A 13,408-nucleotide genomic window follows, 5' to 3' on the forward strand; every position below is an offset into this window, starting at 1 on the left:
CCCACTATAAAAAAGGGAGCAGCGCCCACATCCCAGTAGATGATCCCAAGCTGGCGGTACGGCCTTACTCTTCGTCGACGGCATCCAATGGCAGCAATGTGGTGGATTTGATCTCCTCCATCGACAAAAGCGCGGTGACATTATGCACCCTGACCTCAGAGATCAGCGCCTGATAGAATTTGTCATACGCACGGGCATTTTTCACCCGCACCTTCAGGATATAGTCGATATCCCCCGCAAGCCGGTGCGCTTCCTGCACCTCCGGACGATCCCGCAGAGCTTTTAGAAACTTGGCCTGCCACTCAGCCTCATGGGCAGATGTGCGGATCAGTACAAAGAAACATGCCTCAAATCCCAGCGCCTCGGCGTCCAGTACCATGGTCTGACGGCCGATGACGCCACCCTCGCGTAATTTGCGAATGCGATTCCAAACCGGGGTCTTAGAACTACCCACACGGCGGGCGATTTCATCCAGAGACTGGCCTGCATCGCGCTGCAGCTCTGCCAGAATTTTCCTATCCGTGCTGTCGATCCGCACTGTCATTCCTGTTTTCTCCTTGTTTGGGGATCAACCCGCCTGCATCTGCTGCCAGCTGGAACAATCTTCCTTATTTGCCGCAGCATATAGCGGATAAGGGGGAATATTTCCTATATCTAAGGGTAAGTCAAACAATCGAGATGAGGCCTAAAATGACCGGAACGGACACCAGCCCCACCCTTGCGCCCCTGTCGATGTTGGGCAACGCTTGTGGTTCTGTTGCCGCCTCGCTGGTCGCGGGGGAGGTCGCATTTGCCGGCTCTGGCCCCGGTGATCCCGATCTGCTGACACTCAAGGTAGCTCGCGCACTCTTGCAGGCGGATGTGATCCTGTTCGACCGCCTTGTCAGTTACGAAATCATGGCACTGGCCGGCCCCCAAGCACAGCTGGAAGACGTCGGCAAAGAGGGCTTTGGCCCGCAGATGAGCCAGGAAGAGATCTGCGCCCGCATGGTTGCCCATGCACATGAGGGCAAAAAGGTTCTGCGCCTGAAATCAGGTGACCCTACAGTCTATGGCCGTCTTGATGAGGAGCTCAGTGCCTGCGAAACCGCCGGTATCGCCTATCAAATCCTGCCCGGCATCACAGCCGCCTCTGCAGCCGTGGCCTCTATTGGCCAGAGCCTGACACAGCGCGGGCGGAATGCATCTGTGCGGTTCCTCACCGGCCACGACATGAAAGGCTTTGCTGATCACGATTGGTCCGCACTTGCCCGCCCGGGTGAGGTCGCCGCCATCTACATGGGTAAAAAATCCGCCCGCTTTGTGCAGGGCCGCCTGATCATGCATGGCGCGGATCGTGCCACGCCGATGACCATTGTTGAGAACGCCTCGCGCGCCAACCAGCGTATCGTTGAGACCACGCTGGAGCGTCTGCCCACCGATATTGCCGCCGCGAACCTAACTGGCCCGGCGCTGACATTCCTTGGCCTTGCCCCGCGCGCCAGCGCCCAGGCCCTGACAGATTTGAAAATGGAGCTTGCCTGATGCCTCGTCCGTTTACCCCGAAAATCATCACCGCCAATGACCTGCTAGAAGGTGATGTGATCTATTTCACCGACACCAACGGCTGGAGCCGTCAGCTGCAAGAGGCCGAGCTGATCGAAGATGAGGCCGAAGCACAGCTGCGCATGCTGGATGCCGAAAAGGATGCTCTGAGTGTGGTGGGGATCTACCTCGCCGACGCCAAACCGGGCGATCACGGCCCTGAACCCACCCATTTCCGCGAGGAGTTCCGCCGCACCGGACCCTCAAACTATGACCACGGCAAGCAAGAGGCCAGCGCAAATGTATAAGTACACCGCCTTTGACACAGCCTTTTTGGCTGAACGCAACGCACAGTTCCGTGCCCAGGTTGAGCGCCGCATTGACGGCTCTCTCACCGAGGATGAGTTCAAGCCCCTGCGCCTGATGAACGGGCTCTATCTTCAACTGCACGCCTATATGCTGCGGGTCGCCATCCCCTATGGCACGCTCAATTCCGCGCAAATGCGCACCCTCGCGCTCTTGGCGGAGAAATGGGACAAGGGCTACGGCCATTTTACCACGCGCCAGAACATCCAGTACAACTGGCCCAAGCTGCGTGATGTGCCCGATATGCTGGACGCACTGGGTGAGGTCGGCCTGCATGCGATCCAAACCTCCGGTAACACAATCCGCAATGTCACATCAGACCATTTTGCCGCCGCTGCCAAGGATGAGCTAACAGACCCCCGCCCCTACGCCGAACTGATCCGCCAGTGGTCAACCGATCACCCAGAATTCCAGTTCCTGGGTCGCAAGTTCAAGATCGCCATCACCGGCAGTGCCAATGACCGTGCAGTGACCAAAGCGCATGACATCGGCCTGCGCATGGTTGAACGTGACGGTGTGCCGGGGTTTGAGGTCATCGTGGGCGGTGGGCTTGGTCGTACGCCGTTGATTGGCAAGGTGATCCGCGATTACCTGCCACAAGCCGACCTGCTCCCCTATCTGGAATCTGTTCTGGCGGTCTACAACCTGCTCGGTCGCCGCGACAATAAATACAAAGCACGGATCAAGATCACCGTGCAGGAGAATGGCATCGATACCATCCGTGAGATGGTTGAGGAACGGTTTATTGAGCGTCGCGTGACCTTTGATGGCACAGACCAATTGCTGCTGGCGGACATCAAAGCAGATTTCGCCCCGCCCAAGCTGCGTGGCGGCAATATTGCGACCTATATGGCCGCCTACGATGCTGATCCGGTGTTCCGCTCCTGGGCAGACACAAACTTGGCAGCGCACCGTGATGACAACCACAGCATCGTTACCATCTCTATCAAGGCGCACGGCCAGACACCAGGTGATGCCACTGCAGAGCAGATGCGGGTGATGGCGGATCTGGCGGAAAAATTTGGCTATGATGAACTGCGCATCAGCCACGAGCAGAATGTGATCCTGCCTCATGTCCACAAGTCGGATCTGCCCGCGCTGCACGACACACTCAAGGCGTGTGGTCTGGCCACTGCCAATATTGGCCTGATCTCCGATATCATCGCCTGCCCGGGCATGGATTACTGCGCGCTGGCGACAGCGCGGTCCATCCCTGTGGCACAGGAAATTGCGACCCGATTTGACGAATTGAAGCTGGAGCACGACGTCGGCCACCTCCAGATTAAGATCTCGGGCTGTATCAATGCCTGCGGTCACCACCATGTGGGGCATATCGGCATTCTTGGTCTCGACCGAGCCGGAGTGGAAAACTACCAGATCACCCTGGGTGGAGATGCCACCGAGACCGCGGCGATTGGCACGCGCACCGGTCCTGGTTTTGCCTATGATGAAATCGTGCCTGCGGTGGAACGTCTGATCACCGCCTATCTCTCTCTGCGCGACAGCGCCGAGGAAACCTTCCTCCAGACTTATCGTCGCGTCGGCATGGATCCGTTCAAAGCCGCGCTTTATCCCGAGGCCCAGAAAAAGGTTGCTTAGCACCATGGTCAATGCAGCGGCACAACCGCCTGACACACGCCAAGGCCCAAGCAGTGCCCACCAACAGGCACTGGCAACAAAGGTGGATGCGCTCAATGCGCGCTTCCGCCACCATTCTGCCACCGCCGTGATCGAGGGCGCGCTGAACGACGCGGGCCATATCGCACTTGTCTCCAGCTTTGGCGCGGAATCTGTCGTGCTGTTGCATATGGCGGCGGTGATCGATCCCATGACGCCGGTGGTGTTTGTCGATACCGAATTGTTGTTCACCGAAACACTGGTCTACCAGCAAGAGGTCAGCGAGCGACTGGGCCTGCGCAATGTGCAAGTGATCCGGGCAGCCGACATCGCCGAGAAAGACCCCTTTGGTGCGCTGCGGTTTTCTGACACCGATGCGTGCTGCGCTCTGCGCAAGACCGCTCCGCTGCAAAAGGCCCTCGAGGGTTTCGACGGCTGGATCACCGGACGCAAACGGTTTCAGGCAGGGTCTCGCGCCGCGCTGAACTTCTTTGAGGTGGAAGAAACCGCAAACGGTCCTACCGGCCGAATGAAGATCAACCCCCTTGCCCATTGGGCACCGCAGGATGTCCGCGTCTATATGGACGAGAACAGATTGCCCCGCCACCCGTTGGTGGCCAAGGGATACCCCTCAATCGGCTGCGCCCCCTGCACCTCACCCGTCAAGGACGGGGAAGATCCGCGGGCCGGACGCTGGCGTAACCAAGACAAGGAAGAATGCGGCATCCACGTGGTGGATGGCAAATTCATTCGCACGGGAGCTTAAGAGATGAGCGTGATTGTGACCGATACGGGCTTTAGCCCTGACAGCTGGACGGCTGGTTTTGACAGTGAAACTGCCCTCGAACTTCAGCCAGACGGCGATCCTGCGGCGTTGTCCAACCAACTGCCGGGGCTGAAGATGATCCGCATTCACTTCCCCAGCTTTGCCGATGGGCGCGGCTTTACCCTCGCCAGCCGTTTGCGTTTGGCTGGCTACAAAGGGCGCCTGCGCGCCTATGGCCATGTTCTGGCAGATCAATATGCGATGGCACGGCGCTCGGGTTTTGATGAGGTAGAGATCAGCGATGATCTGGCCACCCGCCAGCCGCAGGAACAATGGCTTGCTCGTGCCAACTGGCAGGCGCATGACTACCAGGCCCGCCTGCGTGGAACTGCCGCGCGCTAAGCCAGCCATCTTCCGTTTCTTGGGAAAACTCCTGGCAGACCCGGTTCCTTTGCGCCCTGCGCGGATCCGCTTTTGCAAAACAGGGGGTTTTCCTGACCTGTATCAAAGATTAATCAGAGGTGCCGGCTATTCCTCCGGCAATGGATCCGATGAACGAGATGACCCCCGTGAGCGAAACTGTGACAGATACTGCGACCGAACCGAAACCGGCCAAGGCCGTGCCCGCCCTGCCCGACGCTCAGACCGTCACCGAGGTGAAGCACTGGACCGACCGGCTGTTCTCCTTCAAGGTGACCCGCCCGGCCTCCCTGCGCTTCCGCTCGGGTGAGTTTGTGATGATCGGCCTGATGAATGACCCTGACCCCAAGACCGGCAAGGTCAAACCCCTGCTGCGCGCCTATTCCATCGCCTCCCCCAGCTGGGATGAGGAAATGGAGTTCTACTCGATCAAGGTGCAAGACGGCCCGCTGACCTCGCGTTTGCAGCACATCAACGTGGGTGACGAGATTATCCTGCGTCCCAAGCCCGTCGGCACGCTGGTGCATGACGCGTTGGTTCCCGGCAAACGTATCTGGTTCTTTGCCACCGGCACCGGCTTTGCGCCTTTTGCCTCGCTCCTACGCGAGCCCGAAACTTATGAGAAATTTGATGAGGTGATCATCACCCACACCTGCCGCGAAGCAGGCGAGCTGACCTACGGCGCAGAGCTGATTGAGAGCCTCAAGGAAGACGAACTGCTCAATGAGGTGATTGGTGAAGGCTTCTGGAAGAAGATTAAATACTACCCCACCACCACTCGTGAAGAGAGCGAAAAAATGGGCCGTATCACTGACCTGATGCGCTCCGGAGAAGCGTTCGCCGATCTCGGCGTGCCACCACTGAACCCAGAACGCGACCGCGCGATGATCTGCGGCAACCTTGCGTTCAATCTCGAACTGAAAGACCTGTTCGAGAACACCTACGGTCTTGAAGAAGGTGCAAATTCCAAACCCGCGCATTTCGTGGTGGAAAAAGCGTTCCTCGACTGACCCGAAGACCAGCAACTGGTTGGAAGCCCCAGTGGCAATGGAATTATTGAACAAAATGAGACAGCAGCGCAGGCTATCACCGCGCTGCTGTTCGCATGTTTAAGTGTTGAAACTATAACGGCCAGGACGACCTTCATCCATATGACAGGTCGGTACAACGGCAATCCTCTACAGTCGTCCACCTATCACTCGCGGGCCGAAGCGAATGACGGCGGTACGGAAAAGCGTCCGTCCGACAGCAAAATTAAATGTTCCCCTACGCTTTCTCTGGATGACCGTCGTTCTGGGGGGCGTCGTCGCAGATGCTATACCAAGATGGTTTTTCACCGACGAATTCATGGGATTGGTTCTTAAGGCCGATATCACCATCAAGTGCGTTTGCTGCGATCGGAACGCTGTCGTCGGCGGATAATATTTCGCCGAGTGATGTGCCGCAGATTTTGCAAAAACAGCGCCCATAGATATAGGGGGCGGACGGCTCAAAAACGTGAACGAATTCCTTACCTGAAACCCATCTGAGGTCTTCCTTTTTCACAAATGCAATAGTGCTTGCACCAACTTTGCGACACCTTGAGCAGTGACAGGTACCAACAAACGAAGGTTCGTTCATCAACTCAAATTGGACAGCTTTGCAACAGCAACTTCCCTTTATCATGTTCGCCTCTCTTTTGATTGCGTGGTCTTAATCACACGTTTGCCTGGCGACATAAATCTGGCATGCTGACAGCATCATGGCAGCATTCAACATGAGGATCCACTTTTGCGCAAAGCGGAGCGACTGTTTGAAATTATTCAGCTTCTTCGCCTAGCGAGAGAGCCGCTTTCGGCACAGCATATTGCTTCCGAATTGGGATCGTCCAAACGGTCTGTTTATCGCGACATCGCCGCACTGAAGTCACAAGACGTTCCCATCCGAGGCGAAGCTGGCGTCGGATACGTCCTCGAAAAGGGGTTTGATATGCCTCCTTTGATGTTGACCTCAGATGAACTTGATGCCGCAGTTTTGGGTGCGCATTGGGTTGCAAGCAGAGGCGAACCAGATTTGGCAAAAGCTGCTCTTAATTTTCTTGCCAAGATCGAGGTGGTCGTTCCAGAACGTCTGCGAGGACATGTGTTGCAGCCAGCTATGAGTATTGCTCCAGTTGTTCCGGCATTTGAGGCCGTCGATTCCTCATTTCTTAGGAATGCCATCCGTACCCATCGAAAAATAGCGTTGATATATCAAAGTGGCTCCGGAGTACGTTCAGAGCGCGTGGTCTGGCCTATTCTGCTTGGCTATCGGGACGAAGGCCGAATTCTCGCGGCGTGGTGTGAGCTGCGCAACAGCTTTCGCTATTTTCGTACAGATCGTATGATTTCGACGGATGTTCTGGAGCAAAGGATCCCAGAAAATGCATTGGCTCTTCGTGCACGGTGGCGCTCCGCGATGGATCAAGAACGAGCCAGCTACGCGAACCAACTTAGCAGCGCGGGATGACGGGCCCCTGCGTCCTTGCGCCCGAATGGTGTCATGATCGCGTGCCTGGGCGACTGGTCGATATTCATCAGATGATCCTGCTACTTAGCGATCATCTTCGACCCAAAAAGTTCAATATGGCTTTCGCCTGCCGGATGTCTTTTCCATGCACTAGTGGAAATTGCTCGAACAGGTATGGAATTTGTTGAGGTCGAGTGGCGCTGTTTGGCAAATAGCGAGCTAATCTCAGAGATTGCCCAACAAGAAAGGCCCCCGCCAGAGTTTGACGAGAGCCTCAATCGTTTGGTGTATTACCAGAACCGGCTTACAGCGACAGCGCGTCCTTGATCCGCTTTAGCACCGTTTCCAACAGCGCCGGGTTGTCGCGTGCCTGACCCAACGTCGTGGCCAGCAGCGCTTTCTGTGTGGTGTCGATTGAGGACTTCTCGATCATGGCAATCACCTTGTCGTAGTTGAAGCCTTCAGGCGTCAGCAGCGCACCCATGGCCGCGTCTTTACCCCCATCAACGACGGCAGCCGCATCAGCGGCAGTATCCGCAACACTGTCGGTGACGGCTTCAGCCGTATCGGATACAGCAGCTGCCGCGTCGGCCGTGGTATCAGCAACGGTGTCAGTCACCGCTTCGGCGGTATCTGACACAGCTTCTGCCGCATCGCCTGCAGTTTCAGCTGCATCATTTACAACATCTGCCGCGGCATCACCCGCAGCAGCGGCGGTATCAGCTACTGCGTCGCTGGCTGCTTCTGCAGTGGCAGCAGCCTCATCGGTCAAAGCTGCGGCACCCTCGGTCGCTCCTTCAACAACGTCAGTCACGTTCTCCTGAACCTGATCAACAGTATCGGTTACACCTTCAGCAATTTCGTTTGCAGTCTCTTCCGCCGCATCAGTCACGGCGGTGGCCGCATCGCTGACGGCATCTGTAGCTGCATCAACGGTGCTTTCGGCCTCTTCAGCGGCAGCTGCGACATCGCTTTCGACCTCAGCCGCAATTTCTGCAGCAGTCTCACTTTCGGGCGTGACGACGACAGTTTCCGGCGCAGGTTCGCTTGTCTCCATGGAGGAGACATAGAAATATCCGCCCAATGCGACGGCTCCTACACCCAGGCCAATGACGATCGGTTTCATGATAGGTCTCCTTAACTCTTCAATTGCCCAGCAAAACGGTTGGGCTTGCGGCTTAGCATTTGGGCCTATGCACCTGAAACTACAAGGGGAATAATCTATAGTCGTCGCCATAGGCCAAACGCCGCCATTCTGGCTCGGCACCGTTTGCCAAGATCAGCGCACATCAGAATTAACCATTTGCTGACCTTCTCAGGTGCAAACAAACCTTGAAAACCATGATATGCGCGGTCATACCCGCAATTGACTTGAATCGCAGGCCCGGGATCGTTATTTTCCGGGCACTTTTCCGAAGTGACAGAAGGATAGACGTCATAGCCCGCAGACCCCATAATGCGCCGCCGCAACGCGACACCGGCCCGCGCACAAACGAAAAAATCCGTGCTCCTGAGATTCGCCTGATTGGCGCCGAGGGGGAAAACGTTGGTGTGGTTCACCCCGCCAAGGCGATGCAGATGGCAGAAGAGGCCGGTCTCGATCTGGTCGAGATTTCGCCCAACGCCACCCCGCCCGTGTGCAAGATCATGGATTATGGCAAGTTCAAGTATGAACAGCAAAAGCGGGAAAGCGAAGCACGCAAGAAGCAGAAGATCATCGAAGTCAAAGAGGTGAAGTTCCGTCCCAACACGGATATCCATGACTACGAAGTCAAGATGCGCAATGTGTACAAGTTCCTTGAGAACGGCGACAAAGTGAAGATCACCCTGCGTTTCCGTGGCCGCGAGATGGCGCACCAGAACCTGGGACGTGAGCTGCTTTTGCGTGTCGCAGAAGATATCAAAGAACAGGGCAAGGTCGAGAACATGCCCAAGATGGAAGGCCGTCAGATGATCATGATGATCGGGCCACTGCCGCAGAAGTAAGCAACTGCTGTACCATCCATCCAGAGTTAGCAACCCCGTTCCATCTGGAGCGGGGTTTTTTCGTGCCCTGTCACATCAACCGACATCAGACAGCACCATTTCGAGCATTGCATAGACTTTTTCGAGCACGATGAAGCTTAATGCCCCCTATGGTGACGTTTTATTTACGCCCTCGCGTTAATTCCTAGTGGGAGTTCGCTCTCGCCTCCGACAAGAATAATCACCGCAAATATGGAGCCTCTCTTGAAGCCTCTCAGCGACGTCCAAAACAGCGCCTTTATGGCCATCGCCCCCTGCCGCGCCGCTTCGCTTGCGCTAGTTGTTCTGGCCAACGAAGACACCCAGCACGCGCCCGACACCATGAAAGAACTGCTCGATCAGTCTGTTTCTCGGATTAAGGTCGCCTATGCGATGCTGACCAAGAAACTGGATAAGCTCCTCGCCGAGAGCGAGTATGAGCTACCGGCCGAACTACGGATACAACACAAGAAATCCGTCGACGCATTGACCCCCTTTGCCGAGGTTGTCGAGGAAAAATCCGATTCCGAGTTGCTGAAGCGTGTGCGCGAGATGCCCTCACTTACGGCCCAGGCCCTCTACAAGGTCGAGCCGGAAGTTTCTGCCTTTTTGATTGATATGACCAAGAACATGTTCGACGCGCAGAAATCTCGCGATAGTGCGCGCGATGACGGGATGCGCGAGGCGATTGAAAATGCCGAAACCGTGGGGCGGCACATCCAGTTGATCGCCTTCAACGCGTCGATTGAAGCCGCGCGTATCGGGGATCAGGGTAAAGGTTTTGCGGTGATTGCCTCGGAAATCCGTAACCTCTCTGGGCGCACCCAGACGCTGCTCGATACGATGTCCGGCTACCTGCGCGCCTGATCCACGAACAGATCAAACTACTGCAAGAAAACAACGAACGGCCCCGGCTATCCGCCAGGGCCGTCAATCGTTGCGCTCAGCGGGACTAGCTGGCGGCAGCCACGGCCCGCTTGGTGATCACCCCGACGAGATGTGCACGGTAGGCCTTGCTGCCATGCAGATCGCCAATCATGCCATCTTCTGCCACGCTTAGCCCGTCAATCACATCGGGGGAAAAATTCGCGGCCAAAGCGTTTTCCGCCGCTCCCCAGCGGAACACACCGTCTTCGGACGCGCCGGTGACTGCCACCCGCACACCATCTGCAAACCGCGTCACAAACACGCCAACAAGGGCAAAGCGCGAGGCAGGCTGGACAAATTTCTCGTAGTGCGCCCCTTCTGGGACTGGCATCCGAACCGAGGTGATGATCTCGCCCTCTTCCAGCGCTGTGGTGAACAATCCCTGAAAATAATCATCCGCTGCGATTTCACGCGTGTTGGTGATGATCGTCGCCGCGCTGGCCAGCGCGGCTGCCGGATAACATGCCGACGGATCATTATTGGCCAGAGATCCACCAATTGTGCCACGATTACGCACAGCCGGATCGCCGATATGGCCCGCCAGCGCTGACAGTGCCGGATATGTTGCCGCCACCGCTGCTTCTACTTCGACGTGGGTCGTAGCACCACCGACCACCAAAGCATCGCCATCCGCGCAGACGCCCCGCATATCAGGGATCCCACTCAGGCTGACCAACGTACCGGGCATCGCCAACCGTTGCTTCAACGTTGGAATAAGGGTCTGCCCACCGCCCAGGGCCTGGGCCTCTTCTTTCGCCAGAGCCGCCACCGCATCGGCGATGGTCGTTGGCTTTTCGAATTCGAATTCATACATTTTCGTATCCTTTCCGAAAACCGGCTAACCGGCCTTCATCTTTCCGAAAATACTCCGGGGGTGCGGGAGCTGGCCCCCGCCTCCGCCGTTGTAAGTCGCACATCAACCCTGCATTGCGGCCCAGACCCGCGCCGGGCTTAGTGGCATATCGATATGGGTCACGGAACTGCCTGCAGATTGCAATGCATCAACCACCGCGTTTACCACCGCAGGCGGGGTGCCAATGGCACCAGCCTCACCACAGCCTTTCACCCCCAATGGGTTGTGGGTGCAGGGCGTCTGGCAAGAGTGATCCACCTGATAGAATGGCACGTCATCCGCGCGGGGCATGGCATAGTCCATGAAGGACGCAGAGAGCAGCTGACCGTCGTCGTCATAGACACACCCCTCCATCAACGCCTGGCCGATACCCTGACCAATGCCTCCATGCACCTGACCATCCACGATCATCGGGTTGACGATATTGCCAAAATCATCTGCGGCAGCAAAGCTCTCGATAGTCACCTTTCCGGTGTCGGGGTCCAGCTCTACTTCGCAAGCATAGGCGCCCGAGGGATAGGTAAAGTTCGCCGGATCATAAAACGCGGTTTCCTCCAACCCAGGCTCGATATCCTCCAGCGGGTAGTTATGCGGCACATAAGCCGCAAGGGTCACATCCCCCCAAGCCAATGACTTGTCCGTGCCGGCGACGCTGAACTGGCCATCCTTCAGCTCGATATCCGCATCAGAGGCTTCAAGGATGTGGGCCGCGATTTTCTTGGCCTTGGCGATGATTTTCTCAGTCGCCCGCACCATGGCAGAACCGCCAACCGCCAGCGAACGCGAGCCATATGTGCCCATGCCCATCGGAGCCTTATCGGTATCCCCATGTTCGATCTCGACCATGCTTTCGTCGATGCCGATCATATCCGCGATCACCTGCGGGAACGATGTCTCATGCCCCTGCCCGTGACTGTGGCTGCCCGTCATCACCACAATGCCACCTGTGGCATTGACCCGTACTGTCGCACTTTCATAAAGGCCGGCACGGGCTCCCAATTGACCGACAAGATTGCTGGGCGCGATGCCGCAGGCTTCAATATAGCAGTTAACCCCAAGCCCACGCAGCTTGCCATTCTTGCGACTTTCTGCACGGCGGGCCTCAAAACCGGCGAGATCAGCGATCTCTTCCAGCTTATCCATCGTGGCCACGTAGTCCCCTGTGTCATACTCAACCGCAACAGGGGTGGCATAGGGGAAGTCCGTGATAAAGTTTTGACGCCGCAGGGCTATCGGATCAACGCCCAGCTCACGGGCGGCTTTATCAATCACACGCTCGAGCTGGAACGTAGCCTCAGGCCGACCTGCTCCGCGATAGGCATCCACCGCAACAGTATTCGTGAATACGGCCTTCACATTCACATAGATCAACGGCGTTTTGTAATTGCCCGCCATCAGCGTGCCATGAAGCCAGGTTGGTACCGAAGGCGCGAAAGTGGACAGATAAGCCCCCATATTCGCATAAGTTTCAGTGCGCAGCGCCGTGAAGTTGTTGTCAGCATCCAGCGCCAGTTCGATCTTGGTAACATGATCGCGACCATGCGCATCCGACATAAAGGCCTCGGACCGGGACGAGGTCCATTTAACCGCGCGGTTCAGGGCTTTGGCGGCAAAGGTGCAGAACGCTTCCTCTGCATAGTGGAAAATCTTGGTGCCAAAACCGCCACCCACATCCGGGGCCACGACGCGCAGTTTGTGCTCTGGAATGCCGAGCACAAAAGCCCCCATCAAAAGGCGAATAACATGGGGGTTTTGCGAGGTTGTATAGAGCGTACTGTCGCCGGTTGCGCGGTTGAAATCACCAACTGCAACCCGAGGTTCCATCGGGTTGGCAACCAAACGATTGTTGACCAGTTCTAACGTGGTGACATGGGCGGCAGCCTTGATTGCCTGATCCACGGCATCGCGGTTCTCTTCAACAAACCCCCAATCGTAACAGAGGTTTGAGGTCAGATCGTCATGCACCTTGGTGCTGCCATCCTTCACGGCCTCTTTCATATTGACGACAGCGGGTAGATCCTCAATCTGCAGATCTATCGCCTCAGCCGCATCACGCGCCTGTTCCGGCGTCTCGGCCACAATGGCCGCGATCGGATCACCAACATGGCGCACCTTTCCCTGGGCCAACACCGGATGGGCGGGTTCCTGCATCACCTCACCGAAGCGGTCAGTCACCTGCCAGCCGCATGGCAGCCCACCAACGCCTTCGAAATCAGCGCCGGTAAAGATGCGCACAACGCCGGGCATGGCAGCGGCATCCGAGGTATCGACTGAGGTTAGACGCCCGTGAGCCACGTCCGAGCGCAAGAAATGCACATAGGCTTGGCCACGTAGATTAATGTCGTCGGTGTAATTTCCGGTTCCGGTCAGGAACCTTACATCTTCGCGCCGCTTTGGGCTGGCGCCTATGCCGCTATCCTTTGGCATTCTCCAAATCTCCTCCC

General features: G+C 56.8%; 14 protein-coding genes. 9 read left to right on the forward strand and 5 right to left on the reverse strand.

Going from position 1 to position 13,408, the window contains the following annotated elements; all coding sequences use genetic code 11:
- Positions 1-64: 64 nt before the first annotated feature.
- Positions 65-544 carry an Lrp/AsnC family transcriptional regulator gene (locus tag ACEWZM_RS02350; protein WP_414004916.1) on the reverse strand — a complete coding sequence of 160 codons (480 nt, stop codon included), beginning with the start codon at positions 542-544 and terminating at the stop codon, positions 65-67.
- 146 nt (positions 545-690) lie between these two features.
- On the opposite strand from ACEWZM_RS02350, the gene cobA reads away from it, so the two are divergent.
- The 6 genes from cobA (at position 691) to ACEWZM_RS02380 (ending at position 5,703) form a co-directional block, all read left to right on the forward strand.
- Positions 691-1,524 (forward strand): uroporphyrinogen-III C-methyltransferase, encoded by an 834-nt coding sequence (gene cobA / locus ACEWZM_RS02355; protein WP_414004917.1) that lies wholly within the window; start codon positions 691-693, stop codon positions 1,522-1,524.
- Entirely contained in the window at positions 1,524-1,832 is a 309-nt protein-coding gene (locus ACEWZM_RS02360; RefSeq protein WP_414004918.1) for a DUF2849 domain-containing protein, read from the forward strand. Before cobA ends, ACEWZM_RS02360 begins: the two co-directional genes overlap by 1 nt.
- Positions 1,825-3,489 (forward strand): nitrite/sulfite reductase, encoded by a 1,665-nt coding sequence (locus ACEWZM_RS02365; RefSeq protein ID WP_414004919.1) that lies wholly within the window; start codon positions 1,825-1,827, stop codon positions 3,487-3,489. The genes ACEWZM_RS02360 and ACEWZM_RS02365 overlap by 8 nt, the downstream gene beginning before the upstream one ends.
- A 4-nt stretch (positions 3,490-3,493) precedes the next feature.
- Positions 3,494-4,273, forward strand: a complete 780-nt coding sequence (locus ACEWZM_RS02370; protein WP_414004920.1) for a phosphoadenylyl-sulfate reductase — start codon at positions 3,494-3,496, stop codon at positions 4,271-4,273.
- A gap of 3 nt (positions 4,274-4,276) precedes the next feature.
- Positions 4,277-4,675, forward strand: a complete 399-nt coding sequence (locus ACEWZM_RS02375; protein WP_414004921.1) for a DUF934 domain-containing protein — start codon at positions 4,277-4,279, stop codon at positions 4,673-4,675.
- Positions 4,676-4,824: 149 nt separating this feature from the next.
- Positions 4,825-5,703, forward strand: coding sequence for a ferredoxin--NADP reductase (locus tag ACEWZM_RS02380; protein WP_414007932.1), 879 nt, complete (start codon positions 4,825-4,827; stop codon positions 5,701-5,703).
- A gap of 256 nt (positions 5,704-5,959) precedes the next feature.
- Here ACEWZM_RS02380 and ACEWZM_RS02385 read toward each other — a convergent pair whose 3' ends face one another.
- On the reverse strand, positions 5,960-6,358 hold the full coding sequence (locus tag ACEWZM_RS02385; RefSeq protein WP_414004922.1) for a GFA family protein: 399 nt from the start codon (positions 6,356-6,358) through the stop codon (positions 5,960-5,962).
- Between the two features lie 105 nt (positions 6,359-6,463).
- Between ACEWZM_RS02385 and ACEWZM_RS02390 the strand changes: the two genes are divergently transcribed.
- Positions 6,464-7,180 (forward strand): helix-turn-helix transcriptional regulator, encoded by a 717-nt coding sequence (locus ACEWZM_RS02390; protein WP_414004923.1) that lies wholly within the window; start codon positions 6,464-6,466, stop codon positions 7,178-7,180.
- Between the two features lie 304 nt (positions 7,181-7,484).
- On the opposite strand, the gene ACEWZM_RS02395 is transcribed toward ACEWZM_RS02390, so the two are convergent.
- Positions 7,485-8,306: a hypothetical protein gene (locus tag ACEWZM_RS02395; protein WP_414004924.1), complete on the reverse strand. Its 822-nt coding sequence runs from the start codon at positions 8,304-8,306 to the stop codon at positions 7,485-7,487.
- A gap of 215 nt (positions 8,307-8,521) precedes the next feature.
- Here ACEWZM_RS02395 and infC point away from each other — a divergent pair, with 215 nt between their 5' ends.
- Positions 8,522-9,166: a translation initiation factor IF-3 gene (gene infC / locus ACEWZM_RS02400; RefSeq protein WP_462047789.1), complete on the forward strand. Its 645-nt coding sequence runs from the start codon at positions 8,522-8,524 to the stop codon at positions 9,164-9,166.
- Between the two features lie 243 nt (positions 9,167-9,409).
- A complete protein-coding gene (locus ACEWZM_RS02405; protein ID WP_414004925.1) occupies positions 9,410-10,051 on the forward strand; it encodes a methyl-accepting chemotaxis protein in 642 nt (213 codons plus the stop codon).
- An 85-nt stretch (positions 10,052-10,136) separates the two neighbouring features.
- On the opposite strand, the gene ACEWZM_RS02410 is transcribed toward ACEWZM_RS02405, so the two are convergent.
- Positions 10,137-10,925 (reverse strand): FAD binding domain-containing protein, encoded by a 789-nt coding sequence (locus tag ACEWZM_RS02410; protein WP_414004926.1) that lies wholly within the window; start codon positions 10,923-10,925, stop codon positions 10,137-10,139.
- Between the two features lie 102 nt (positions 10,926-11,027).
- Positions 11,028-13,391: a xanthine dehydrogenase family protein molybdopterin-binding subunit gene (locus ACEWZM_RS02415; protein WP_414004927.1), complete on the reverse strand. Its 2,364-nt coding sequence runs from the start codon at positions 13,389-13,391 to the stop codon at positions 11,028-11,030.
- Between the last annotated feature and the right edge of the window lie 17 nt (positions 13,392-13,408).

The organism is Phaeobacter cretensis, assembly GCF_047372505.1.
GTDB classification, from domain to species: domain Bacteria; phylum Pseudomonadota; class Alphaproteobacteria; order Rhodobacterales; family Rhodobacteraceae; genus Phaeobacter; species Phaeobacter cretensis.